This is a genomic window from Corynebacterium sp. LaCa_282 (assembly GCF_057198125.1).
Genome location: NZ_CP191095.1, coordinates 1,290,066 through 1,314,235, shown reverse-complemented (window position 1 = coordinate 1,314,235; position 24,170 = coordinate 1,290,066). Strand labels below are relative to the sequence as shown.

The following is a 24,170-nucleotide window of genomic DNA, read 5'->3' as shown; positions in this document are numbered from 1 at the left end:
CGCATTTGTCACTGACGTTTACTCCCGACGGATAGTGGATGGGCATTATCGGACTCGATGCGCACCGAGGCATTACCGCTGCAAGCACTCAACCAAGCGATTGTGAAATGTCCCAGGATCTGTTCCGTTTAAGTAGAAGAGAAAACCTTGGAAACCTCACCGCGCCAACATTAAATGTTGTCTAGTTCGCGAACCCCACAACTCAACAAATTCGGATATGCGGGCAAAACCCCGCTTCCTCCGTGGATATTTATCCGGAAGGAAGCGGGGTTGCAATGTGCCCCTGGTGAGACTCGAACTCACACTGGACGGGTTTTGAATCCGTTGCCTCTGCCAATTGGGCTACAGGGGCAATCAAAAGCGAGCGCCTTTGACTGATGGAAATATTAGCGCAGGGTTTGGTGCAATTCCTAATTGGGGTCCACTTCCGGTAAAAAGTCCTGCTCAAGGCGGTGAAGTTGGGTGGGGTGTCGCCGTGTCCACGGTGTTGCCTAGTATGGGGCAGGTGACTTCCAATAAGACTCGCCTTTTGCTCATTGACGGCCATTCCATGGCATTTCGTGCCTTTTATGCCCTGCCGGTGGAAAACTTTTCTACCTCCGGCGGCCAGCACACCAACGCCGTGTATGGCTTTTTATCCATGCTGTCCAATATTGTCTCTGAGGAAAGGCCGGATGCTATCGCGGTTGCCTTTGACGTTGGCCGGAAGACTTTCCGCACGGAGATGTTCCCGGATTATAAGGCGCAGCGCGAGGCCGCGCCGGAAGAATTTAAGGGCCAAGTAGACATCATTCGCGATACTTTGGAGACCTTGGGTATTACGACGCTCTCGCGTGAAAATTACGAGGCCGACGATATTTTGGCCACCCTTGCCACCCAGGCGCAGGACTACGAGACGCTGATCGTTACCGGTGATCGCGATTACCTGCAGCTGGTTACGGATTCGACCACGGTGCTCTATCCCATGAAGGGCGTATCCACGCTGCACCGGTTTACCCCGGAAGCCGTCGAGGATAAATACGGGCTGACCCCCGCGCAGTATCCCGACTTTGCTGCCTTGCGCGGCGATCCTTCCGATAACCTCCCCGGCATTCCCAAGGTGGGAGAGAAGACCGCCACCAAGTGGATAGTCAAGTATGGAGACTTGGCTTCCTTGGTAGAGCACGCCGAAGAAATCAATGGCGTGGTGGGAAATAACTTCCGCGAACGCATCGAGCAGGTGCAGATGAACCGGAAGCTCACCCAGATGATTACAGATATGGACTTAGACGTCGGCCCGGATGATCTGGCATTCAGGGAAGTCAAGGTCGCCGATGTTGCCGCGAAGTTCGATGAGCTGGAGTTTGGCACCAACCTGCGCGATCGTGTCTTATCTGCCATCCCCAACGATGGAGCAGAGGCAGATGAGCAATCCGCGGATGCCCCAGACGTCGAGCTCACCATCGATGACGCCTCGCTGAGCGAATGGCTACCTGGCCGCGAGCACGTAGCCGTGTATGTGCAAGGCGAGGGCACCCCGGGCCAGGGCGATGCCTCTGCCATCGCTTTTGTGGACCGTGAGCACCACGGCCTGCAGGTGGAACTCGGGGACCTATCCGCCGATGAGGAAAAGGCCTTGGTCCAATGGCTAGAATCGCCGGCCCCTAAGTATTTCCACGCCGCGAAGGCCGCGTTCCACATGCTGGCAGGGCGCGGAATCGAGCTCAACGGGCTTGCACACGATACGGCCTTGGCTGCGTATATCCTGCGCCCAGGCCAGCGCACCTACGAGCTTTCCGATGTCTACCAGCGCCACCTCCAAAAGTCCCTCGGCGCCGCCTCGGAGCAGATGTCGCTGCTCGATAGTTCCTCCCTGGTAGATCAGGCGGCGGCAATCATGGAGCTGGCGGAAAAACTCACCGCGGAGCTGCAGGACATCGACTCGTTCGAGTTGTACACCGACCTGGAACTGCCGCTGGTGACCATCCTGGCACGCATGGAGGCTACGGGCATTGCGGTCGATGTAGACATTTTGGAAACCCAAAAGGATGCCTTTGTGGAGCAGGTCGCGGAACAGGAACGCTCCGCGCGGGAGCTTGCCGGCGATGACAAGCTCAACTTGAATTCGCCTAAGCAGCTGCAAAACGTACTTTTTGAGACCTTCGATATGCCCAAGACGAAAAAGACGAAAACGGGCTATTCCACGGCCGCGAAGGAAATCGAGCAGCTGGCCATCAAGCACCCACACCCGTTCTTGGACCACCTCTTGGCCCACCGCGAATACCAGAAGATGAAAACCACGCTGGAGGGCCTTATCAAGACCGTTCAGCCGGATGGGCGCATTCACACCACCTTTAACCAGACGGTGACCTCGACGGGGCGTTTGTCTTCGACGGAGCCCAACCTGCAAAACATCCCGGTGCGCACGGAGGCCGGCCGCCAGATTCGCTCGGCGTTTATCGTGGGAGAGGGATTTGAGCAGCTAATGACCGCGGACTACTCGCAGATTGAAATGCGCGTGATGGCCCACCTATCTGCCGATCCCGGGTTGATTGAGGCCTACAAGGCCGGCGAGGACCTGCACAATTTCGTTGGTTCTAGGGTCTTTGATGTGCCCGTTGACCAGGTGACCCCTGAGCTGCGCCGCCGGGTAAAGGCCATGTCTTATGGCTTGGTCTACGGTCTGTCCGCATTTGGGCTATCGCAGCAGCTGGGAATCCCTGCTGGTGAAGCCAAGTCGATTATGGAAAGCTACTTCGAGCGCTTTGGCGGCGTGAAGAAGTACCTGGATGATGTCGTGGAGCAAGCCCGCAAGGATGGTTATACGGCCACGCTCTTTGGCCGCCGCCGCTACCTGCCAGAGCTCAACTCCGATAACCGGCTGGCCCGCGAAAACGCGGAGCGCGCTGCGCTCAACGCCCCGATCCAGGGAACGGCCGCGGATATCATCAAGGTCGCGATGATTCGCGTGGACCGTGCGTTGCGAGACATGAAATCTCGTGTTTTGCTCCAGGTACACGATGAATTGGTGGTGGAAGTCGCCCCCGGCGAGGCCGATCAAGTCCGCGAGATTCTTGAGCGCGAGATGGATTCTGCCATCGAGCTGAACGTGCCACTCGAAGTCTCTGCAGGTGCCGGTACGGATTGGGACGCCGCGGCCCACTAGTTCGATGATGACGCTTAACCGGCGCGAACGCGCCCGCATGCGCTTGGCCGCCCAGGGGCTCACGGCCCAACGCTGGCACACCGCTGCAGAGGCGGTTCGCGCCTTTGGCGTTACGCAAGGCCAGGACCTGCATTCGGTGCGCCGGTCCTTGGCGCTGCGCGCAACGGATGAATCGGATAAGTCCGAGATCGTGCGCGGCTATGCGATGCGCAATACGCTGTTCGCCGCCTCCGTCAAGGATATGGGCTGGATAACCGAGCTATGCGCGAAGCCTCGAAAAGGCGATGCAGCGGTACGGGAAGCCGTGCTTCAGCTTATCGATGCCCCATTAACGCGCGCAGAATTGAAAGCACGCGCCGCCCGGGCCTTGCCCGAGCTACCTTTCTGGCACGTGGTACGCATCGCCATGGAAAGCGGGCATGCGTGTTATGTAGGCGAAGAGCAGCTCATTACTCCGGTGGAGTTAGACGGCCTGGAGGCCCTCTTTAACGGCGACTCGGTGGCCGCCACGACGGAATTGATGACGCGCTATTTTCGCACCCATGGTCCGGCGACGCTGCAAGACTTTGCGTGGTGGTCCAAGCTGCCCCAAAAGCTCATTCGTCCCGCAGCGGAGAATTTGCCGGATGACCTCATCCGGATAGGTAGGGAAGGCGAGGAGCTGGTCTCTACAGAGGTGCTGGAGCTGCCAGAGGTGAGAAGGAAGAAATCGGTGCTGCTATTGGGCGCCTTTGATGAATATATCCTGGGCTACCAGGATCGGCTTTTTGCCATGTCAGCGGATATGCACCACGCGCTCGTTCCCGGGAACCAGGGCATTTTCCGCCGCGCCATCGTTATTGACGGCCAAGTGCGCGGCATGTGGAATAAGCAGGGGATTGAGGACTGGGGTATTCCCGCCTACGCGTCACGCCGCGTGGAACGGCAGTGGAAAGACTGCTGAGAAGTGCGTGAAGCAGATGAGGATTTTAAAGTAGTTTCATGGAGTTTCTCGGAAAACGTATTACCTGGAAGTCCCATCCCTACGTCTTGCGCTTTTTTGAGACTACGTGGGCAGTCATGGTCGCATACCCGGCGGGACAAATTGCTGAGAGCGGCTTAAAAGAAGCAGTAAGCAGCGATAAATCTTACTTCATTTTCTATGCGGTTATAACTTTTGGGTTTTTCCTTTCTGCTGGCAACGCCGCCAGAGAAGGCGAGAACCCGTGGCGCTACCGAATACAGGCGGCCGGTGTAATGATCGCGGTAACTGTCATTGCCGTGGCCTTCCCGTATTCGTGGGTATTTGCGCTCATTACTATTGCTGCCGTGGTGTACTACCTCTGGCCGCGCATCGCGGTGGAATCTTCCTGAGGCCGCTTTTCCACTAGGCAGCCGGCCAAGAGGTCAAAGGGCGTTTGGCCGATGGCTAAAACAGAAAGGCCTAAAATCGCAAGGATAATGCCGTCGATGTTCCAGCCGGTAAGCGTCAGGGGCGTGAGCAGCAGCCATGAATTGCGCAGGCACGCGGTGACAAGCGGCGAGCGGGCCGGGATGATTTCGAGCTGCATCGACCATTTGCCCAGGGAGGTGGACTTCTTCGTTTCCACCCACACGCGGTAGATGTAAAAGACCACGGCGAGAGCGGCCGCCTCGTAGATTTCTTGGGGGCGCCCGGCTAAGGGGGTACTGGCAAGGGCATTAATCACCCATCGCACCACGGTGACGATGGCGGCGACGAGAAAGGCGTCGATCCACCAAGCCACGGCGCGGCGCAGGAAAATTCCCAGTCTTTCGGCAATCATGTTCTCCACGTTAGCTGTAGGCGCGGCAGATGAAAATCATGCTGCCAGGGAAAATTTCCCCGCGCTGCGGGGACCATTGGCCCCACGTAATGTCCAAGCCTTCGGGCCATTCCGGTTCGATGATGTCCTCGATGAGAAACGGGCCGCGACCTTGGAGCGCGCGGAACCAATCACTGATGGTGCGGTGAAATTCGGCGTAGGTGAGCGTCCCAGCGGAATCGTGTTCAAGATAGGCGCGGTCGAAGTAGCTGATTTCTGCGGTGAGGCTGGTGGGATCATCGGGGAAGATCCAGCGCATTGGGTGGGTCACGGAAAATACGAAGCGCCCACCTGGGCGCACCACGCGGGCAACTTCCGCGAGCGCGGCATCGAGATCGGCGAGGAAGGGGAATGCGCCGAATGCAGAGAATGCCACGTCAAAGGAGTCGGTGGCGTAGGGCAGTGCCAGCGCATCGGCTTGGGTGAGCGCCAAACCAGGTGCTGCGTGGGCGAGCATGCTGCGGGAAATATCGCAGCCGGTGGCAAAGCGGGCGCGGGTGCTGAGCCACTGGGTGCAGGCGGCAGACCCGCAGCCGATTTCGAGGACGGCGGCAGAGGAGACATCGCCAAGCAGCTGCGCATCGGCTTCGTGGAGCATCTCTGGGCACCAATAAAAAGAGGAAAGGTACTCGGGGTGCTCGGCATGGTAGTTGGCCGCATCACCGTCCCAGTGGGATTGATTGGCGTGAGAAGGCGAAGTCACTGGGGTGGGTTACCTTTCTGGTTGGCGTGCAATATTTGCCGTATAAGCTGGACAGATGTAGGCTTTTACAAGCATGTCTATGCCACGGGTTGTTGCAGGCTATTGTAGGAAAGCTTGGGGCAATCACGCGGCGGGATCGAATGTGGCCTCTATCTCCTGTATTTGTGCAGCGTAGACGGGCTTTTAATTCGAGAGACACGCAGTTGTCCACGAACGATTTCCTACATTTATTCGGAGCATTTTTACAATATGCCATCTTCTACTACCCCTCAGGTTGCGATCAACGATATCGGAACCGCAGAGGACTTCCTCGCAGCTGTAGACGCCACCATCAAGTACTTCAACGATGGTGACATTGTCGGGGGTACCGTCGTCAAGGTTGACCACGACGAGGTACTGCTGGACATCGGATACAAGACCGAAGGCGTTATCCCTTCCCGCGAGCTGTCCATCAAGCACGACGTCAATCCCGACGAAGTTGTCGAGGTTGGCGATGAGGTTGACGCGCTTGTCCTGACCAAGGAGGACAAGGAAGGCCGCCTGATCCTGTCCAAGAAGCGCGCACAGTACGAGCGCGCTTGGGGCGCCATCGAGGAGCTGCAGGCCAAGGAAGAGCCGGTTACCGGTACCGTCATCGAGGTCGTCAAGGGCGGCCTCATCCTGGACATCGGCCTGCGCGGCTTTCTGCCTGCTTCCCTCGTTGAGATGCGTCGCGTCCGCGACCTGGAGCCCTACATTGGCCAGGAGCTGGAAGCTAAGATCATCGAGCTGGACAAGCAGCGCAACAACGTTGTTCTGTCCCGCCGTGCATACCTGGAGCAGACCCAGTCTGAGGTCCGTTCCGAGTTCCTGCACCAGCTGCAGAAGGGTCAGGTCCGCAAGGGCGTTGTCTCTTCCATCGTCAACTTCGGCGCCTTCGTCGATCTTGGCGGCGTCGACGGCCTGGTTCACGTTTCCGAGCTTTCCTGGAAGCACATCGACCACCCATCTGAGGTTGTCACCGTTGGTGACGAGGTGACCGTTGAGGTTCTGGACGTTGATCTGGACCGCGAGCGCGTTTCCCTGTCCCTGAAGGCAACCCAGGAAGACCCATGGCGCGTCTTCGCCCGCACCCACGCTGTGGGCCAGATCGTGCCGGGCAAGGTCACCAAGCTGGTTCCGTTCGGTGCGTTCGTTCGCGTCGAGGAAGGCATCGAGGGCCTGGTTCACATCTCCGAGCTGGCTCAGCGCCACGTCGAGGTTCCGGACCAGGTTGTCACCGTTGGCCAGGAAGTTATGGTCAAGGTTATCGACATCGACCTCGAGCGTCGTCGTATCTCCTTGTCCGTCAAGCAGGCTGACGAGGACTACTCCGAAGAGTTCGATCCGTCCAAGTACGGCATGGCTGACTCCTACGACGAGCAGGGCAACTACGTGTTCCCAGAAGGCTTCGACCCGGACACCAACGAGTGGAAGGAAGGCTTCGACGAGCAGCGTCAGGCTTGGGAGGCACGCTACGCAGAGTCCGAGCGCCGCTTCAACCTGCATACCGCTCAGATCGAGCGCAACCGCGCTGCCGCCGCAGAAGCTGCAGAGTCCGCTGAAGCATCCTCCAACTACTCTTCTGACTCCACCGATGCAGCTCCGGCATCGGAGACTCAGGCAGAGTCCGGCGGATCCTTGGCTTCTGACGAGCAGCTCGCCGCACTGCGCGACAAGCTCGCCGGCAACTAAGACGCCTTTGGAGCTTAGGGTGCGATAGCCCCTAGCTTCACACAGCTGCACTGGCCGCGTCCTTCTCCTTTAGGGGAGGAAGGACGTGGCTTTGTGAGTTTTATGACAGTATATGCAAACGATTGCCCGTTATTTTTCGTTTGCGGGTTCTTGACCTGCGGCAAAGTGATTTCGTGAGCAAAAAAGACAACTATCCCCACTTAAGACCACTAGATTGGGCTTTTGTTTGTGTTGCCTCTCACTTATAATCCAAGTGTGACGTAATAGCCAGTTGAGTACTGACTATTGTTTTGTCTTTATGCAAGGAGTATGAAGTGGCATCTGTGAAGGACACTTCCACACACATCATCGATAGCTTGGGCGGCGCCGATAACATCACGTCGCTGACGCACTGTGCGACGCGCCTGCGTTTTCAACTCGCTGATGTGGGGAAAGTAGATCAGGAAAAGCTGGAAAGCGATACGGCCGTTCTCGGTTCCGTCACGCAGGGTACCCATGGCTACCAAGTAGTCATGGGTGGCGGCGTGGCCAGCTACTACGGCGAAATCATCAAGGACCCTGGGGTCAATCCGCCGGATGAGGAGGCCTCCTCATCTAAGAAGAACTACGACGGTGTGCGCGGTAAGTACGATTGGATCGACTACTGCTTCGAGTTCCTCTCTGATACCTTCCGCCCGATTCTGTGGGCGCTGCTTGGTGCGTCCCTCATCATTACGCTGCTGGTGCTGGCGGATACCATTGGCATCCAAGACTTCCGCGCGCCGTTGGAAGAACAGCCTGAGGGCTACCGCTTGGCCCACGCGATGTTCCAGTCGGTCTTCTACTTCTTGCCGGTGATGGTGGGTGCTACCGCCGCGCAGAAGCTGGGTGCGAATATGTGGGTCTCGGCCGCCATCCCGGCCGCTTTGCTCACGCCGGAGTTCATGTCCCTGGGTGAACAGGGCGATACCGTCAACGTCTTCGGCCTGCCGCTGGTGATTAACTCTTACGGCTCCCAGGTATTCCCACCGATCTTGGCGGCCATCGGCCTGTTCTGGGTGGAAAAGGGCTTGAAGAAGATCATCCCGAGCGCCGTACACATGGTCTTCGTGCCGTTCTTCTCGCTGCTCATCATGATTCCGGCTACGGCCTTCCTGCTCGGCCCATTCGGCATCGGCGTGGGCAATGGCATCTCTTGGGTACTGTTCCAGATCAATGACTTCTCGCCGTTCATCTTGGCCATTGTCATTCCGCTGCTGTACCCATTCCTGGTGCCCATGGGCCTGCACTGGCCGCTCAACGTGATCATGATTCAGAACATCACCACCTACGGCTACGACTTCATCCAAGGCCCCATGGGTGCGTGGAACTTTGCCTGCTTCGGCGTCACCGGCGCCGTGATGGTCATCTCCATGAAGGAGAAGAACAACTCCATGCGCCAGGTTTCCGTCGGTGCATTCGCAGCCGGCATCCTCGGCGGTATTTCGGAGCCGTCCCTCTACGGCATCTTGCTCCGCTTCCGCCGCACCTACTACCGCCTGCTGCCGGGTTGTGCCATCGGTGGCGCAGTGATGGGGCTTTTCGATGTCCGCGCTAACGCCTTCGTCTTCACCTCCATCTTGACCACCCCAGCCATGATCCCGCACGTGGGCTACGTCATCGGCATCGCCGTGGCATTCTTCACCTCCTTCTCCCTCACGCTGCTGTTTGGTTACCGCACCGCAGAGGAAAAGCAGGCCGACCTCGAGCGCATCGCCCGCGAAAATAACGAGACCGTGGAAGAGGTTGCTAGCCGCTCCGAGTCCCGCATCATCGGAGGATCCGATGATGAGTCGGACGGTTCCGAGAATGCACAGGCTGCAGGGGTTGCTGCTGCCACCGGAATCGCCACCAAGGAAGCAGAACAGGCAATCATGAAGCTGGACTCTCCTTTGGAGGGCGAGGCAGTGGACCTGTCCGAGGTACCGGATCCCATCTTCGCTGGCGCCAAGCTTGGGCCGGGCGCTGCCGTGAAGCCAACCGGCAATACCGTCTACGCGCCTGCCGATGGCACCGTGCTCACCGTCCAAAAGTCCGGCCACGCGATCGGTCTGAACCTGGATAACGGCGTACAGCTGCTCATCCATGTTGGCCTAGACACCGTGGAACTGGGCGGCGAGGGATTTGATGTCCACGTGGAAAAGAAGCAGCGCGTTTCCGCTGGCGATAAGCTCATCAGCTTTGACGCAGACTTCATTAAGTCCAAGGACTACAACCTGATTACCCCGGTCGTTGTTACCAACGCCAAGAAATTTGGTTCCGTGAGCGGCGCTACCGGCGCTGTCACCCCAAGCGATGAACTCTTGCAGGTTCATCCAAAGCTGGAAGAAGAACTCGAGTCCTAAAGGCACTCTTAAATTCCGCAGCAAGGAGCCCAGGCAGTCGTGCCGGGCTCCTTTTCGCGTACCCTGGTATCTTATGAAGCTAATCGGATTAACCGGGGGAATCGGCAGCGGGAAATCTACGGTAGCGAAGCTGTGCGCTCAGCGCGGCTGGCGGGTGGTGGACGCAGATCGCATAGCGAGGGACATCGTCAAGCCTGGCCAACCGGCGTTAGCCGAGCTAGCAGAGAAATTTGGCCAGGACATCCTGCAGGAAGATGGCAGTCTCGACCGTAAGGAACTAGCCCGCCGTGCGTTCGTGGATAAGGAGCACACCGAGCTCCTGAATTCGATTACACACCCGCGTATCCAAAAAGAGACCCAGCGACAATTTGCTGCTGCGCGCGAAGAGGGCGTTGATTTTACGGTTTATGATATGCCGCTGCTGGTGGATAATGGGCTCGACGGGGATATGGATTTTGTCATCGTCGTTGACGTGGATCCAGAAGAGAGGGTGCGTCGTCTCGTGGAGTTCCGCGGACTCGATGAAGCAGACGCGCGCAAAAGGATTAACGCCCAGATTTCTGATGACAAGCGGCTCGCGGCAGCAAGCCATGTCATAGATAATAACGGCACGCAGGAACAACTGGCCGAGCGCGCAGCGGCGGTCTGCGATGAGATTGAGGCGGCGTCTTCTTAACCTTAACCTTTTTGGTAAGTAGCGTTAACGTCTTTTCCTATTAACGTTTACTTTTGGTCCCTACACTATTTGAGCGTGGGAACTTGGGGCACTGGACCATTCGATAATCACGCGGCGCGAGACGTACTCGATAGCCTGCGGAATGGTTCTTTTGATCTCCGGCACTTTCAGCGCTCGTGCGGCACTGGAGTGCTCGATTCCGATGAAGCCGAAGCGGTCATCGCATTAGGGGCGCTGACGAAGCTGCCTGCCGATGGCCTGCCAGACGGCGTAGCCCCGACGGATCTAGCGTCCCTGTACACGCCGCAATCTAAGGCGTGGCTGCGCCGGCGCATCAATCAAGCGATGTGCTCTGATTCCTCGTCGGTCTACGCGCTATGGGAACCGACAGGGGAGCTCGACCAGTGGTTGCACACCGCCCAGGCCGCGCTGCCGTGAAATGGCTAGCAGGAGCGTCCAAGCAGTAGAATAGCGGGCATGGCTTTTGCTGCTGAACATCCCCTTATTCCAAATTCTGAACACCGCGTCGTCGGCGAGGTAGAACGCACCCCCGGCAAGTTTCAGGTCGTTTCTGAATATGAACCCGCAGGTGACCAGCCTGCGGCCATCGAGGAACTTAATGAGCGCCTCAACCGCGACGAGCGCGACGTTGTGCTCATGGGTGCAACCGGTACGGGTAAATCCGCGACGGCCGCGTGGCTGATTGAAAAGCAGCAGCGGCCCACGCTAGTGATGGCGCCCAATAAAACCTTGGCCGCACAGCTGGCCAATGAACTGCGCCAATTATTGCCCAATAACGCGGTGGAATACTTCGTCTCCTATTACGACTACTACCAGCCAGAAGCCTATATCGCGCAGACCGATACCTATATTGAAAAAGACTCCTCCATTAATGAGGACGTCGAGCGCCTGCGCCACTCGGCCACCTCTGGATTGCTCTCGCGGCGCGATGTCGTGGTGGTCTCCTCGGTCTCGTGTATCTACGGCCTAGGCACTCCGCAATCCTATTTGGATCGCTCGGTGATTATCGCCGTCGACGAGGAGCTCGACAGGGACCGTTTCCTCCGGCTCTTGGTGGATATCCAATATGAGCGCAACGATGTGGGCTTTACCCGCGGTACCTTCCGCGTCAAGGGTGATACGGTCGATATCATTCCGGCATATGAGGAACGCGCGGTGCGCATCGAGTTCTTCGGCGATGATATTGATTCGCTGTACTATATCCACCCAGTGACAGGTGATGTTATCGAGCAGGTCGATGAAGTGCGCATTTTCCCCGCAACGCACTACGTGGCCGGCCCAGAGCGCATGGAAAAAGCCGTGGCCGATATCAAGGAAGAATTGGCTGAGCGCCTAGAAGATCTAGAAAACCGTGGCAAGCTGTTGGAAGCGCAACGGCTGCGCATGCGCACGGAATATGACCTAGAGATGATCGAGCAGGTGGGGTTCTGTTCCGGCATTGAGAACTACTCCCGCCACGTGGATGGCCGCCCGGCGGGGTCCGCGCCAGCCACGCTCTTGGACTATTTCCCAGAGGATTTTCTTACCATCATCGATGAGTCCCACGTGACCGTGCCACAGATCGGCGGCATGTACGAAGGCGATATGTCGCGCAAGCGAAACCTGGTGGAGTTTGGCTTCCGCCTTCCCTCCGCGGTGGATAACCGGCCACTGACCTTTGACGAATTCGAAGAGCGCGTTGGCCAGACGGTCTATATGTCCGCCACCCCGGGCGATTTCGAAATGACCTCCTCCGGCGGCGAGTTTGTCGAGCAGGTCATTCGCCCGACTGGCCTGGTCGATCCTAAGGTCACGGTGAAACCGACCAAGGGCCAGATCGATGACCTCATTGATGAGGTCCGCGGCCGCATTGCCTCTAAGGAGCGCGTTCTGGTCACCACCTTGACCAAGCGCATGGCAGAAGACCTGACGGATTACCTCTTGGAGCAGGGGATTAAGGTCCGCTACCTGCACTCGGATATCGATACGCTGCAGCGCGTGGAGTTGCTGCGCCAATTGCGCCAGGGCGAATTCGACGTGCTCGTGGGCATCAACCTCTTGCGCGAGGGCTTGGACTTGCCCGAGGTCTCGCTCGTGGCGATCCTCGATGCGGATAAGGAAGGCTTCTTGCGCTCGACAACATCGCTCATCCAGACCATTGGCCGCGCTGCCCGTAACGTATCGGGCGAGGTCATCATGTACGCGGATAAAATCACCGACTCGATGCAAGAAGCCATCGATGAAACGGAGCGCCGCCGCGAGAAGCAGATTGCCTATAACAAGGAACACGGCGTGGATCCGCAGCCGCTGCGCAAGAAGATCGCGGATATCTTGGACCAAGTCTATGAGAATAATGGGGAAGAGGCCGCCGAGTCGGATCCTTCGGCGGTGGTGGAAAAGCGCGACGTGTCCAGCATGGCCACCGATGAGGTTGAGGCTCTCATTAATGACCTGCAGGCACAGATGGGCGCTGCCGCACGCGAGTTGAAATTCGAGCTAGCCGGCCGGCTGCGCGATGAGATTGCTGATTTGAAGAAGGAGCTGCGCGGCCTAAAGGAAGCCGGAATTTAACGCCGCTCGCAGTGTCTCAATAACAGGCTCCCCCTAAAAGTGCGCACTACTGCAACCATAGGCTTATTGGTTCGGCGTCCTGACTATACTGGGGGCGACTAAAAGCCGGTTCAATGTGCCGACCTAGTAATTCACCAGCAAGGAGAATCATGCTTACGTATCACACCATCGCCGTCGGTACCGATGGCTCCGAAACTTCCCTGCGCGCCGTGCGCTCGGCGGCATCCATGGCGCGGGCATACGATGCCAAGCTCATCATCGTCTCCGCAGCCTATAACCATTCTGGCTCCATGCTCGGCGCCCCCAGCGGTGAGGGCTCCAGGCTACCGGTGGTCAGCGAAGAAATGGCCGATACCTACCTCACGAACGCGCAGCGGATTGCCGAGTCCGAAGGTGCGGAAAACATTGAGGTGATCACCACCCCCGGTGACCCCGTCAATGCCTTAATCGAGGTCACGGAGAAATACGACGTTGAGCTCTTGGTCGTGGGCAATCGCGGCGTTAATTCCGTGCGCGGGCGCGTTTTTGGCTCGGTGCCGACGGAACTTACCCATAAATCCAAGGTGGATGTCGTGGTGGTTAACACGAGTGAAAAACGTTAATCACTTTTCATTGTTAGACTTGCAGTAACGCCAAGTTGGCACACTAGAATAGTTAGGGTACACACCCACAAAGAAAGGTCATCATGAGCGACTACAGCACGATTGTTGTCGGTACTGACGGTTCCAAGTCCTCCCTCCTCGCCGTGGAGCGAGCAGCCAAGATTGCCGCTGCATTCGATGCCACGCTGATCATCGGTTGTGCTTACTACGAGAATCAAGAGCAGGCTTCGAAGACCTTGCGTCAGGATTCCGTCACTATTCTTGGTGATGAGAAAGCCGAAGCCAACCTGCATGCAGGCAAGGAAGAAGCGGAAAAGCACGGGGTTTCCAAGGTAGAAACCGCCGTCCGCCCTGGCACGCCGGTGCAAGCCCTGATGTCCATTGTCAATGACAATGATGCAGACCTGCTCATCGTTGGTAACCGCGGCATTAATTCCTTGACCGGTCGTCTACTCGGCTCTGTGCCAGCGGATGTGGCGCGTCAGTCCGATTGTGACGTCATGATTGTTCACACCGTTAATTAATCTAGGCCTTCGCCTGACCGGCTTTCGCCTTACCCACCGCAGCGAGTCCACCTCTGGATTCGCGCGGTGGGTTTTGTGATCCCAGCGAGCTAAAGCACGCCGGACGTATCTCCCACTAGGGTTAGCGTTTGCGTGGCCCGGGTGATGCAGACATACAGGTTCTGCAGCCCCTGCGGGGAGGCATCGACAATCTCGCGCGGGTTAAGTACGATAACGTGGTCGAACTCGAGGCCCTTGACTGCTTCGGCGTTCGTAGCATCAATGACCGCGGTCAGGCGGCCATCGTCCTCGATGGTCACGCCGGGGGTGAAGTCGGCATCGGCAAGCCGGCGCACCGGCTCGCCATCGCGAATGGCAATGGCCGGGGTGGCATCCGGATCGATGGAGGCCAACAGACGATTGGCAAGCTCGGTAATGGGTTCTGGCGTGCGGTAATTGACGGTAAGGAGGTGGTGGCGGAAGCGCTGGGCGATGAACGGCTCTAGGGCCTCGCCCCAGTCATCCACGCCGGCCGGGGAACCGGTCTGCGAGGTATCGCCCACCAGCGTCATCCACCGCGACGGGCAGCGGCGGAAGAGCATCCGCCATTCCATCGGGGTTAGTTCCTGCGCTTCGTCCACGATGATGTGGCCAAAGGCCCACGTGTGATCCTCCCGGGCACGCTGCGCGGTGGTGCGCGTATCCCGTACCTCCTGGCGCTGCGCTAGGGTCTCCGCGTCGATGACGTCGTGCGCCGAAAGAATCTCCGCTTCAAACATGTCATCGTCGTTATCGGTGGATTCGGAGGAGGAAAGAATATTCAGCGCATCTTCTGCATCCGCGATCTGTTCGCGCCACTCGGCATCCTTGGCCGCCTTCTTCTCCTCGGGATTGGGCAGCCCGATGAGGACGGCCAACTCATCTAAAAGGGCAGCATCGGAATCGGTCCAGGCATAACCGTCGGGCCGGTATAAGGCGGCCTGGGTTTCCTCGTCGTAGCCGCGGGCAGCCGAGGCAATGCGTTCGCGGGAAGACAATAACGCGGCGAGTACCTCAGAGGGATCGAGTTCGGGCCAAAAACCATCGATGCAGCCCACCACGGACTCATCAATGGCAAGATCGTCGTGAAATTGATCCACATCCGCGCGGCTTAGGAGGTTTTCCCCGCCCAGGGGATCCGTGCCCACCTTGGTGGCCATCTCCTGGGCCAGATCCTCCACGAAGTGCTCGATGAACGCCTCGCGCGCCTGATTATGCGGCTTGCGTGAGCGGCGGGCGCGGGTGCGCGCCCTCTTCACCATGGAGGGCGTGATGGTCAGGGTCAGGCCCTCCACCGTGATGTCCTGGGGCTCACTTGGCACCTGCTGATAATCCTTGACGGCGGCGCTCAGGATTTCTGCCATGGCTTCGCTGCCCTTAATTTCGCGGCCCACAAGCCCCTCGGTATGGGTGGGAGTAATGCCAGGGAATAGCCCACCGATGGTGGAGAGCACGACACCGGTTTCACCGAGCTCGGGTAGCACGCGGGAAATATAGTCCAAAAAGTTGGTATTGGGCCCAACGATGAGTACACCGGTGGAAGATAGCTGCTCGCGGTGGGTATAGAGCAGGTAGGCAACGCGGTGCAGCGCTACGGCGGTCTTACCGGTGCCGGGGCCGCCTTCGACGACCATGACGCCGCGGGTATTATCCCGGATGATTTCGTCCTGCTCGCGCTGGATTGTCTCCACGATGGACGTCATGTGTCCCGTGCGAGCGCGTTGCATGGCAAAGTACAGGGCGGATTCGCTTGCCACGCCTGCCTCTTCCTCGCGCACACCAGGGCCGTCCAATGCCTCGTCATTGACATCAGTGATCGTGCGTCCGGTCATGCGGATCTGGCGGCGCGTATGCACTCCCTCGGGTTGGGCCGTGGTAGCGAGGTAAAAGGGGCGGGCCATGGGCGCGCGCCAATCCAGCAGGAGGGTGCGGTAGTTTTCTTCGCGTGCATCCAAACCCATGCGGCCGATATAGCGGCGGTCTAGTCCCTCATCAGTTGGGTTATCGCCGGGGGCATTGATATCGATGCGGCCGAAGACGAGCCCCATCTGCGCGACGTTGAGGCGATCCAACTTGGCCTGGAGGCCGTGGTATTCCGTTTCGCGGCGCACGAGGGCATCGGCATCGGGGGTCGCCGGGTCGACCTCGGCCTGGACCTCGTTCAAGCGTGCGTTTGCCGCGGCCACCTCGTCATCGAGGCGGTCAAAAAGGCCATCGACATAGTTCTGCTCGGCTTTGATGGCAGAAATTCCAGCGTTATCCGCGTTGTTGGATGAAGATGCAGTAGCGGGAGAATGAGTTGCTGGAGAATTCTTCGGTGCAGAGTTCACGAAACTCCTCAGAATGAAACACGAAAATTTGGGTGGGCACGCAACCGCGTGCCGCCTAGGGGAGGTTCGAGTTTAGACCTTGCCGTGACAAAGAACAACGGCCCAGCGTAGGGCTGGGCCGTGTGCGAGGGTTAAGGCGAATTACTTAGCGCGCTTTTCAATCTTCTTGATAGCGGCGTCGATCTTCTTATTAGCCTTCTTTTGCAGCTTGTCTGCCTGCTTGGAAGCCTTCTTAGCAGCGCGCTTGGAATCTGCCTTGTCGAGCTTCGATGCGGCGTCATCGGCGCGCTTTTGTGCCTTGTTCGCGGCCTTGACGGCACCCTTGCGGGCGGTCTTGGCGTTGGACTCAGCGGACTTCAGCCAGTCCTTCTTGTTGTCATCAACGTAGGACTTGGCGCTATCGACGGAGTCCTCGATGAAGGACTTCGCGTTGTCCAAGAAATCGCGGCCGGAATCCTGCCAGTCGTCCTTGTTGTCATCGACGTAGTCCTTGGCGTCGTCGACATAGGACTTGGCGGTATCTAGGAGGCCGCGACCGGTGGACTGCCAATCATCCTTGTTGTCATCCACATAGGCTTGAGCCTTCTGGGAGGTCTCATTGAACCAGTCGCCGGCCTTATTGGACAGCTCGCTGGCGCGAGCGGAAAGCTCCTCGCGCTTTTCCTGAGACTCAGACTTGGTGGGCAGCGCCTGCTGAATCTTCTTATTGGTGCGCTCACCGGCCTTCTGTGCGCGCCAGCGCAGGGACGGCTTGCCCTCGGTGTCCTGGGTGGTGATAAACAGCGCGCCGAGCAGGGCGGTGTTAGTAATGAAGCCGTTGCGACGGTCTTCCTTGTCCTTCTTATTATCTGCGGCCCAGAAGTTATTCTTGCCCACCAAGTTGGGCAGGGTAGCGGCAGCCAGCACGGCTGCGGAGGTGCGCGGTGCCTTGCCCAGAGCCAAGGTGGTACCTGCACCGATCTTTGCGCCGCCAAGGGCGCGGGTAGCTAGCTCCGGATCATTGGGAATGAGGTTCTTGTAACCGGAGGGGACGAACTTGCGCAGGGTCTTGAGGAAGCCTTCGGTTTCCTTGGTGTGCTCCGAGGCATTGCGCAGGTCGTCTACACCTTCCCATACAAATACCGATGCCAGCATGGGGCGGGCAAACTTGCGAATCATAGTCCTTTAAGCTCCTTAGCTCGTTGTTCTAGACCAATCGTGTGATTGACCATTATACGCTGAAATAGCCGCCTAGATCACCACCGGCGCTCCCACCAATCACCCAACTTGGGGCGTTCTTCCCCCAAGGTGGTGGGCTTGCCATGCCCCGGGCGAATGATGGCGTTATCTGGGAACTCCTCGAAGACGCGCTTGGTGACGTCCTTATATAGCCGCACAAAGTCGCCCTCAGAGGTCGTTCGACCCAATCCACCGGGGAAAACGGAGTCTCCCACAAACAGGTTGGTGACGCCGTCAACGGTGGCCACGAGCGCCACGCCGCCGGGGGTATGGCCGCGCAGGATGATGATGGGCAATTTCATGCCGGCAAACTCGATGGAATCGCCCTCGCGCAGCTCAACGTCTACGTCTTCTGGAATGGCCGGCGAATCAATGAAGGAGGCGTAGTGCTTTGCGTTGGTGGCCTGCAAAACCTCGCCGAGCGCACGCACGTGATCCCAGTGGCGGTGCGTGGTGAGAACGGCGGTGATGTCAACGCCTGCCTCGCGGGCCATGTCGAGGATGGCGGGGGCGTTATCGGCGGCATCGACAAGCAAGCCTTGGTCGCCGGCAATGAGCAGGTAGCAGTTATTGTCCATCTCCGAAACGGAGATCTGGTGAAGATGTAGCTCGTTAGTCATACGTCCCAGCCTACGGGTACATTCAAGGGGAGATTAAAATCTATGATGTGGAGGCTGGAGCGCAGTGGCAGAACGATTGATTGTGCGAGGCGCACGGGAACACAATCTCAAGGGCGTGGATATCGATATTCCGCGCGATAAAATGGTGGTTTTTACTGGGCTTTCGGGCTCTGGTAAGTCCTCGCTGGCCTTCGATACCATCTTCGCGGAGGGCCAACGCCGCTACGTGGAATCGTTGAGCTCCTATGCCCGGATGTTTTTGGGCCAAATGGATAAACCCAACGTGGAATACATCGGCGGCCTTTCGCCGGCGGTGTCCATCGATCAGAAATCCACCAACCACAACCCGCGCTCGACCGTGGGCACGATTACGGAGATTTACGATTACCTCCGCTTGCTCTTCTCGCGTGCCGGCACCCCGCACTGCCCCAAGTGCGATGCCGTCATCGAGCGCCAGACACCGCAGCAGATTGTTGATGCCGTCCTGGAGCAGGAAGAAAAGCTGAAGTTCCAGGTGCTTGCCCCGGTGGCGCGGAAGCGCAAGGGTGAGTTTGTTGACCTCTTCCAGGACCTTTCGGCGCAGGGCTACTCCCGCGTACGCGTGGATGGTGAAACCCACCAATTAAGCGATCCGCCGAAGCTGAAGAAACAGGTTAAACACACCATCGAGGTGGTGGTGGACCGGTTGCAGGTCAAGGCGTCGCAGAAGCAGCGCCTGACCGATTCCGTGGAAACGGCTTTGCGGCTTGCCGATGGCCTCGTCACCATCGAGTTCGTTGATAAAGAAGAACTCACGCATACCTATTCCGAGAAGGCGGCCTGCCCCAATGGCCATACCCTTACCATCGAGGAATACGAACCGCGCGCGTTTTCCTTTAACGCGCCCTTTGGTTCCTGCCCGGTCTGCGATGGCTTGGGCACGAAGCTCGAAGTGGACGTAGATCTGCTCATCCCGGATCCGGATGCCCCGGCCGTTGATGCCGTGCAGCCGTGGCATTCCAGCCCGAACTCCCGGTACTTCGTCAAACTCGTGGAAGGTTTGGGCAAGGCCCTGGGCTTTGACCCGCAGACCCCCGTCAGCGAGCTGACCAAGGAGCAGCGCGATGCGTTGATTTACGGCACCGAAACCGAGGTGCGGGTGCGCTATAAGAACCGCTATGGCCGCCAGCGCAATTGGACCGCGCCCTTTGAGGGTGCCGTCGGATTCCTGCACCGCAAATTGGATACGACGGATTCGCAGTCCCAAAAGGATCGGCTGCTGCAATACACCCGCCGGGTGCCGTGTAGCACCTGTAAGGGAACGCGCCTGAAGCCGGAAATCCTCGCCGTGCGCCTGGCGTCGACCACCCATGGCGAACAGTCCATCGCGGGGCTGAGCGCCCTGTCCATCGAGGATGCCTCGGAGTTTTTGGATTCGCTGGTCTTAGGACACCGCGAGGAAATCATCGCTGGGGCGGTGTTGAAGGAGACCCAAGCCCGCCTGCGCTTCTTATTGGATGTGGGCCTTAACTACCTCACCCTGGATCGCGGCGCCTCGACCCTGTCTGGCGGCGAGGCCCAGCGCATTCGCCTGGCCACGCAGATTGGATCTGGGCTCGCCGGGGTGCTGTACGTCTTGGATGAGCCGTCCATCGGTTTGCACCAGCGCGATAATCACCGCCTGATTTCGACCTTGCAGCGCCTGCGCGATATCGGCAATACGCTCATCGTGGTCGAACACGATGAGGACACCATTCGCTCGTCCGATTGGCTCGTGGATGTCGGCCCGCGCGCCGGCGAATACGGCGGTGAAGTGGTCTACCAAGGCGAGCCCGCCGGCGTGGAGCAGGTAAAGGAGTCCTTAACGGGGCAGTACCTATCCGGTTCCAAGGTCCTGGCCGTTCCGGATCACCGCCGCGAGATCGATAAGGACCGCACCCTGAAGGTGGTTGGTGCCCGGGAAAATAACCTCAAGGGAATCAACGTTGAGATTCCGCTCGGCGTGCTGGTGTGCATTACCGGTGTATCCGGCTCCGGAAAGTCCACCGTGGTCAATGAAATCCTGGCCAAGACTTTGGCCAATAACTTGAACCGCGCCCGGCAGGTTCCTGGGCGCGCCAAGCGCGTGGAGGGCATTGAGCACCTGGATAAATTGGTGCAGGTGGATCAGAGCCCGATTGGCCGCACCCCGCGGTCCAACCCGGCTACCTATACCGGCGTCTTTGATAAGATTCGCAACCTTTTTGCAGAGACCCAAGAAGCAAAGGTGCGCGGCTACAAGGCCGGCCGTTTTCCTTCAACGTCAAAGGCGGGCGCTGCGAGGCCTGCCAGGGCGATGGCACCATCAAGATCGAGATGAACTTCCTGCCGGATGTCTATGTCCCGTGTGAGGTCTGCGAGGGCGCGCGCTATAACCGCGAGACCTTGGAGGTCCACTACAAGGGCAAAAACATCGCGGAAGTGCTGGACATGCCGATTTCTGAGGCCGCGGACTTCTTCGAGCCCATTACCTCCATCCACCGCTACTTGGCCACGCTTGTCGATGTTGGCCTAGGCTACGTCCGCCTCGGCCAAGCCGCCACCACGTTGTCCGGCGGCGAGGCCCAGCGCGTGAAGCTTGCCTCGGAGCTGCAAAAGCGCACCAATGGCCGCACCATCTATATCTTGGATGAGCCGACGACTGGTCTGCACTTTGAAGATATTCGCCGGTTGATGCTGGTTATCCAAGGCTTGGTAGATAAGGGCAATTCCGTGCTCATCATTGAGCACAACCTCGATGTCATCAAGGCAGCGGACTGGATTGTGGATATGGGGCCCGAAGGCGGTGCCGGCGGCGGCACCGTGGTCGCGCAGGGCACACCGGAAAAAGTCGCACAGGTGGAAGGCTCCTATACCGGCGGCTACCTCAAGGAAATGCTGCCTTAAAAATAAGGGCGATAGTTTCTGCGAAAAATTGTCCTCTTTTTAAAACATGGACTAGTCTGTAAGGAATGAACCTGCGGCAGAGATTAGGAGCGATACTGGCCACGGTATCGCTTGCTGCCGTGTCGGCGTGCTCGTCGCCTGAGCAGGCGCCGGATACGGCGGGGGAAGGGGCATCGGCAAGCGCTAGCGATAATGCCGATGCCGCAATCGCCAAAGATCTAGACCGCGCAGTTGACGCAGTGTCCAAGGACTACGATGCCAAGGTTGGCGTGGCCATCTCCGCCGGCGAAGAAAAAATCTCCGCGGGAGACAAAGGTGAGAGCCCAGCATGGTCCACCATCAAAGTGCCCATCGCCATTACGGCGCTGCAAGACGGCGCCGATCCATCCTTGGTGGATTTGGCCATAAAGGAATCCGACAATGACGCCGCCTACGCATTGTGGTCGCAGGTGCAGTGGGAGGAAGGCGAGGCCTCAGAGGCGGTGGAAAAGCTCTTGCGCGAGCACGGTTCGAAGGCCTCCATCGAGGAAGGTTCTTTCGGGTACGCCACCTGGCCATTGCAGGAGCAGGCAAATTTCGGTGCGCAATTGCCCTGCATTAAGGAAGCCGAATACGTCCATGAAGTATTAAATGACATCGTGGAATGGCAAAACGTTGGCCTCTCCAAACACACAAGCACCCGGGCAAAAAGCGGCTGGGGACTCGATGAAAATAGCGATGACTACACCTTCCGGCAATTCGGCGTGCATGAAAAGGACGGCAAAAGGGTAGGGGTAGCCCTAAGCGTCATCGTCGAGGGCGAGGACTACGAGAATGGCTCCGCCGCGATCGATGACCTTGCCGATGACGTCCTCAAGGCTATCGACAAAGCCATCGCGGATGAAAAATTAGAGCCCGATTCCACCTGCAAGGATGGCTAGTTCGCCGCGGTTTGCCTTAAGTGGTAGCGGCTGCTACTGTCATATCCACTACCGCCCAAGGTACCTTTTGCAGGAACCTGGGTCACAAGCGGAGATTCTCCCACCCGATGCCGCGAACTTCAGGTTCGTTGGATAACGGTAAAGGTAACCAGGCATCAGTGTCTGGCTCTGTGAGATCTCCCGGCTGTCTATGACAGACCGGGTTAGATTCGTTTGTGGTCCACGGTAGGTGAACTCATTACCCAAAACCCCTAATCGAGGAGAACCACAATCAGCGCTGAAGCTCGCATTAATGAGCGTATCCGAGTACCCGAGGTCCGTCTTGTCGGCCCCGGTGGTGAACAGGTGGGTATCGTCCGTACCGATGATGCCCGCAAGCTTGCCTATGAAGCTGACCTGGATTTGGTCGAGGTAGCTCCTAAGGCTAAGCCCCCAGTTGCCAAAATCATGGACTACGGCAAGTTCAAGTATGAGCAAGCCCAGAAGGCTCGCGAATCTCGTAAGAACCAGCAGCAGACCGTGGTGAAGGAACAGAAGTTCCGTCCGAAGATCGACGATCACGATTATGAGACCAAGAAGAGTAACGTAGTTCGCTTCCTGGAAAAGGGATCCAAGGTCAAGGTGACCATCATGTTCCGCGGCCGTGAGCAATCGCGACCGGAGCTGGGTTTCCGGCTTTTGGAGCGGTTGGCCGATGACGTCGCCGAGGTTGGCGTAGTTGAGTCCCGCCCCAAGCAGGATGGTCGCAATATGACCATGGTTTTGGGTCCGGTTCGTAAGGGCAAAAAGTAAACCATATTCCACGTAGGATTTAAGGACTTAATACTCATGAAGCAGAAGACCCACAAGGGCACCGCAAAGCGCATCAAGGTGACCGGTTCCGGCAAGCTGCGCCGCGAGCAGGCAAACCGCCGCCACTTGCTGGAGGGCAAGCCTTCCAAGCGTACCCGTCGCCTCAAGGGCACCGAGTCCGTCTCCCAGGCAGACACCAAGCGCGTCAAGCGCCTGCTCGGTCGCGCTTAATAGCGCCCAATCAACCCACATCCACCATCTCAACCAGAATTTAAGGAAGTATTACTGTGGCACGAGTAAAGCGCTCAGTTAACGCAAAGAAGAAGCGTCGCGCGATCCTGAAGTCCGCCAAGGGCTATCGTGGTCAGCGTTCCCGCCTGTACCGTAAGGCTAAGGAGCAGTGGCTGCACTCTATGACTTACGCTTACCGCGACCGTCGCGCGCGTAAGTCCGAGTTCCGCAAGCTGTGGATCCAGCGCATCAACGCTGCTGCCCGCATGAACGACATCACCTACAACCGCCTCATCCACGGCCTGCGCTTGGCTGAGGTCGAGGTAGACCGCAAGATCCTCGCCGAGCTTGCCGTCAACGACTTCGAGGCTTTCTCCGCACTGTGCGAGACCGCTAAGGCCGCCCTGCCTGAGGACGTCAACGCACCGAAGGCTGCGTAAGCCTCTCCAGCTACATAGCTGATTGCCCACTCTACACCGCTCGACACGGTGAGGGGTGGGTTCTGTGCTATCTCACTGCCTCAAGCCTGCAGATAACCTGTTCGCTGTATGTGCTAAATTAATGTGTCGATAAAACCCAGCATGTGCAAGGAGAACGCCGCGACATGACGAGCCCATATAACCGTGAGCAACCAGAAGGCAACCCTGGTTCGAGTCAATTTTCTGGCCAGGATCGGCCGTATTACTCCCAGGACTTCCACTCTGGTGGCTACCCGCAGCAGGGCTATCCTCAGCAACAATATGCGGCGGCAGGTAACCAAAAGTCCTGGGTAGCTGCGTTGCTTCTGTGCTTCTTCTTGGGCAGTGTCGGCGCGCATAACTTCTACACTGGCCGCACTACTTATGGCGTCGTGCAGTTGTCGCTCAATATCCTTGGCTGGTTTACCTTCTGGTTCCTGTTGGGCTTCCTTTTCTGGACCGTTTTAGGAATCTGGGTGTTCATTGAGTTCTTCATGATTCTCCTTGGCGTGGGCGATTACGACAAGGACGCACGCGGAGTTCCGTTAAAGAAGTAATA

The 24,170-nt window shown here is 58.1% G+C and carries 20 protein-coding genes, 1 tRNA gene and 1 pseudogene; 16 read left to right on the top strand and 6 right to left on the bottom strand.

Features of this window, described 5'->3' with window-relative positions; genetic code table 11:
* Window positions 1–278 precede the first annotated feature (278 nt).
* A tRNA-Leu gene (locus tag ACP8KU_RS06140) sits at window positions 279–352 on the bottom strand.
* 144 nt (window positions 353–496) lie between these two features.
* Between ACP8KU_RS06140 and polA the strand changes: the two genes are divergently transcribed.
* From polA to ACP8KU_RS06125, 3 genes are read left to right on the top strand one after another with little or no spacing between them, the layout of a single operon-like run.
* On the top strand, window positions 497–3,145 hold the full coding sequence (gene polA / locus ACP8KU_RS06135; RefSeq protein WP_484483453.1) for a DNA polymerase I: 2,649 nt from the start codon (window positions 497–499) through the stop codon (window positions 3,143–3,145).
* Between the two features lie 4 nt (window positions 3,146–3,149).
* The gene (locus ACP8KU_RS06130; protein WP_284609210.1) at window positions 3,150–4,088 is read left to right on the top strand and encodes a DNA glycosylase AlkZ-like family protein; all 939 of its coding nucleotides are present in this window, start codon (window positions 3,150–3,152) and stop codon (window positions 4,086–4,088) included.
* 38 nt (window positions 4,089–4,126) lie between these two features.
* Complete coding sequence (locus ACP8KU_RS06125) at window positions 4,127–4,498, top strand: hypothetical protein (protein WP_005280309.1); 372 nt, start codon at window positions 4,127–4,129, stop codon at window positions 4,496–4,498.
* Here ACP8KU_RS06125 and ACP8KU_RS06120 read toward each other — a convergent pair.
* Both ACP8KU_RS06120 and ACP8KU_RS06115 read right to left on the bottom strand, forming a co-directional pair.
* Window positions 4,462–4,929: an RDD family protein gene (locus tag ACP8KU_RS06120; protein WP_484483452.1), complete on the bottom strand. Its 468-nt coding sequence runs from the start codon at window positions 4,927–4,929 to the stop codon at window positions 4,462–4,464. The two genes, ACP8KU_RS06125 and ACP8KU_RS06120, sit on opposite strands and share 37 nt — an antisense overlap.
* Before the next feature lie 10 nt (window positions 4,930–4,939).
* Window positions 4,940–5,671 carry a class I SAM-dependent methyltransferase gene (locus tag ACP8KU_RS06115; RefSeq protein WP_484483451.1) on the bottom strand — a complete coding sequence of 244 codons (732 nt, stop codon included), beginning with the start codon at window positions 5,669–5,671 and terminating at the stop codon, window positions 4,940–4,942.
* A gap of 249 nt (window positions 5,672–5,920) precedes the next feature.
* On the opposite strand from ACP8KU_RS06115, the gene rpsA reads away from it, so the two are divergent.
* The 7 genes from rpsA to ACP8KU_RS06080 all read left to right on the top strand — a co-directional run bounded on the left by rpsA (window position 5,921) and on the right by ACP8KU_RS06080 (window position 14,120).
* On the top strand, window positions 5,921–7,384 hold the full coding sequence (gene rpsA / locus ACP8KU_RS06110; RefSeq protein ID WP_005280312.1) for a 30S ribosomal protein S1: 1,464 nt from the start codon (window positions 5,921–5,923) through the stop codon (window positions 7,382–7,384).
* Between the two features lie 314 nt (window positions 7,385–7,698).
* Window positions 7,699–9,747 carry a glucose PTS transporter subunit IIA gene (locus ACP8KU_RS06105; protein WP_484483450.1) on the top strand — a complete coding sequence of 683 codons (2,049 nt, stop codon included), beginning with the start codon at window positions 7,699–7,701 and terminating at the stop codon, window positions 9,745–9,747.
* Window positions 9,748–9,820: 73 nt separating this feature from the next.
* Window positions 9,821–10,423: a dephospho-CoA kinase gene (gene coaE, locus ACP8KU_RS06100; RefSeq protein ID WP_005280314.1), complete on the top strand. Its 603-nt coding sequence runs from the start codon at window positions 9,821–9,823 to the stop codon at window positions 10,421–10,423.
* A 75-nt stretch (window positions 10,424–10,498) separates the two neighbouring features.
* Complete coding sequence (locus ACP8KU_RS06095) at window positions 10,499–10,861, top strand: DUF4259 domain-containing protein (RefSeq protein ID WP_126318935.1); 363 nt, start codon at window positions 10,499–10,501, stop codon at window positions 10,859–10,861.
* A 39-nt stretch (window positions 10,862–10,900) separates the two neighbouring features.
* Complete coding sequence (gene uvrB, locus ACP8KU_RS06090; RefSeq protein WP_484483449.1) at window positions 10,901–12,994, top strand: excinuclease ABC subunit UvrB; 2,094 nt, start codon at window positions 10,901–10,903, stop codon at window positions 12,992–12,994.
* A gap of 149 nt (window positions 12,995–13,143) precedes the next feature.
* Complete coding sequence (locus ACP8KU_RS06085; RefSeq protein WP_284609203.1) at window positions 13,144–13,596, top strand: universal stress protein; 453 nt, start codon at window positions 13,144–13,146, stop codon at window positions 13,594–13,596.
* 83 nt (window positions 13,597–13,679) lie between these two features.
* Window positions 13,680–14,120 carry a universal stress protein gene (locus ACP8KU_RS06080; RefSeq protein ID WP_005280319.1) on the top strand — a complete coding sequence of 147 codons (441 nt, stop codon included), beginning with the start codon at window positions 13,680–13,682 and terminating at the stop codon, window positions 14,118–14,120.
* Between the two features lie 89 nt (window positions 14,121–14,209).
* Here ACP8KU_RS06080 and ACP8KU_RS06075 read toward each other — a convergent pair whose 3' ends face one another.
* The 3 genes from ACP8KU_RS06075 to ACP8KU_RS06065 form a co-directional block, all read right to left on the bottom strand.
* Window positions 14,210–16,468: a HelD family protein gene (locus tag ACP8KU_RS06075; protein ID WP_484483448.1), complete on the bottom strand. Its 2,259-nt coding sequence runs from the start codon at window positions 16,466–16,468 to the stop codon at window positions 14,210–14,212.
* Window positions 16,469–16,609: 141 nt separating this feature from the next.
* The gene (locus ACP8KU_RS06070; protein ID WP_023017882.1) at window positions 16,610–17,626 is read right to left on the bottom strand and encodes a DoxX family protein; all 1,017 of its coding nucleotides are present in this window, start codon (window positions 17,624–17,626) and stop codon (window positions 16,610–16,612) included.
* A 77-nt stretch (window positions 17,627–17,703) separates the two neighbouring features.
* Entirely contained in the window at window positions 17,704–18,306 is a 603-nt protein-coding gene (locus tag ACP8KU_RS06065) for an MBL fold metallo-hydrolase (protein ID WP_284610767.1), read from the bottom strand.
* A 64-nt stretch (window positions 18,307–18,370) separates the two neighbouring features.
* Here ACP8KU_RS06065 and uvrA point away from each other — a divergent pair.
* From uvrA to ACP8KU_RS06035, 6 genes and pseudogenes are all read left to right on the top strand, one after another.
* A pseudogene (gene uvrA, locus ACP8KU_RS06060) lies at window positions 18,371–21,210 on the top strand (excinuclease ABC subunit UvrA).
* A gap of 65 nt (window positions 21,211–21,275) precedes the next feature.
* Window positions 21,276–22,130, top strand: a complete 855-nt coding sequence (locus tag ACP8KU_RS06055) for a serine hydrolase (RefSeq protein WP_484483447.1) — start codon at window positions 21,276–21,278, stop codon at window positions 22,128–22,130.
* A 270-nt stretch (window positions 22,131–22,400) separates the two neighbouring features.
* A complete protein-coding gene (infC, locus tag ACP8KU_RS06050; protein ID WP_081443661.1) occupies window positions 22,401–22,922 on the top strand; it encodes a translation initiation factor IF-3 in 522 nt (173 codons plus the stop codon).
* Between the two features lie 36 nt (window positions 22,923–22,958).
* Complete coding sequence (rpmI, locus tag ACP8KU_RS06045; protein WP_005280326.1) at window positions 22,959–23,153, top strand: 50S ribosomal protein L35; 195 nt, start codon at window positions 22,959–22,961, stop codon at window positions 23,151–23,153.
* A gap of 56 nt (window positions 23,154–23,209) precedes the next feature.
* A complete protein-coding gene (rplT, locus tag ACP8KU_RS06040) occupies window positions 23,210–23,593 on the top strand; it encodes a 50S ribosomal protein L20 (protein WP_005280327.1) in 384 nt (127 codons plus the stop codon).
* A 164-nt stretch (window positions 23,594–23,757) separates the two neighbouring features.
* Window positions 23,758–24,168 carry a TM2 domain-containing protein gene (locus ACP8KU_RS06035; RefSeq protein ID WP_484483446.1) on the top strand — a complete coding sequence of 137 codons (411 nt, stop codon included), beginning with the start codon at window positions 23,758–23,760 and terminating at the stop codon, window positions 24,166–24,168.
* Window positions 24,169–24,170: the final 2 nt, after the last annotated feature.

What these genes read in the sequence shown, in the direction of transcription:
- polA (WP_484483453.1), top strand. Translation starts at nt 497, where the DNA reads ATGGGGCAGGTGACTTCCAATAAGACTCGCCTTTTGCTCATTGACGGC.
- ACP8KU_RS06130 (WP_284609210.1), top strand. Translation starts at nt 3,150, where the DNA reads ATGATGACGCTTAACCGGCGCGAACGCGCCCGCATGCGCTTGGCCGCC.
- ACP8KU_RS06125 (WP_005280309.1), top strand. Translation starts at nt 4,127, where the DNA reads ATGGAGTTTCTCGGAAAACGTATTACCTGGAAGTCCCATCCCTACGTC.
- ACP8KU_RS06120 (WP_484483452.1), bottom strand. Translation starts at nt 4,929, where the DNA reads ATGATTGCCGAAAGACTGGGAATTTTCCTGCGCCGCGCCGTGGCTTGG.
- rpsA (WP_005280312.1), top strand. Translation starts at nt 5,921, where the DNA reads ATGCCATCTTCTACTACCCCTCAGGTTGCGATCAACGATATCGGAACC.
- coaE (WP_005280314.1), top strand. Translation starts at nt 9,821, where the DNA reads ATGAAGCTAATCGGATTAACCGGGGGAATCGGCAGCGGGAAATCTACG.
- uvrB (WP_484483449.1), top strand. Translation starts at nt 10,901, where the DNA reads ATGGCTTTTGCTGCTGAACATCCCCTTATTCCAAATTCTGAACACCGC.
- ACP8KU_RS06085 (WP_284609203.1), top strand. Translation starts at nt 13,144, where the DNA reads ATGCTTACGTATCACACCATCGCCGTCGGTACCGATGGCTCCGAAACT.
- ACP8KU_RS06080 (WP_005280319.1), top strand. Translation starts at nt 13,680, where the DNA reads ATGAGCGACTACAGCACGATTGTTGTCGGTACTGACGGTTCCAAGTCC.
- ACP8KU_RS06070 (WP_023017882.1), bottom strand. Translation starts at nt 17,626, where the DNA reads ATGATTCGCAAGTTTGCCCGCCCCATGCTGGCATCGGTATTTGTATGG.
- ACP8KU_RS06065 (WP_284610767.1), bottom strand. Translation starts at nt 18,306, where the DNA reads ATGACTAACGAGCTACATCTTCACCAGATCTCCGTTTCGGAGATGGAC.
- ACP8KU_RS06055 (WP_484483447.1), top strand. Translation starts at nt 21,276, where the DNA reads ATGAACCTGCGGCAGAGATTAGGAGCGATACTGGCCACGGTATCGCTT.
- rpmI (WP_005280326.1), top strand. Translation starts at nt 22,959, where the DNA reads ATGAAGCAGAAGACCCACAAGGGCACCGCAAAGCGCATCAAGGTGACC.
- ACP8KU_RS06035 (WP_484483446.1), top strand. Translation starts at nt 23,758, where the DNA reads ATGACGAGCCCATATAACCGTGAGCAACCAGAAGGCAACCCTGGTTCG.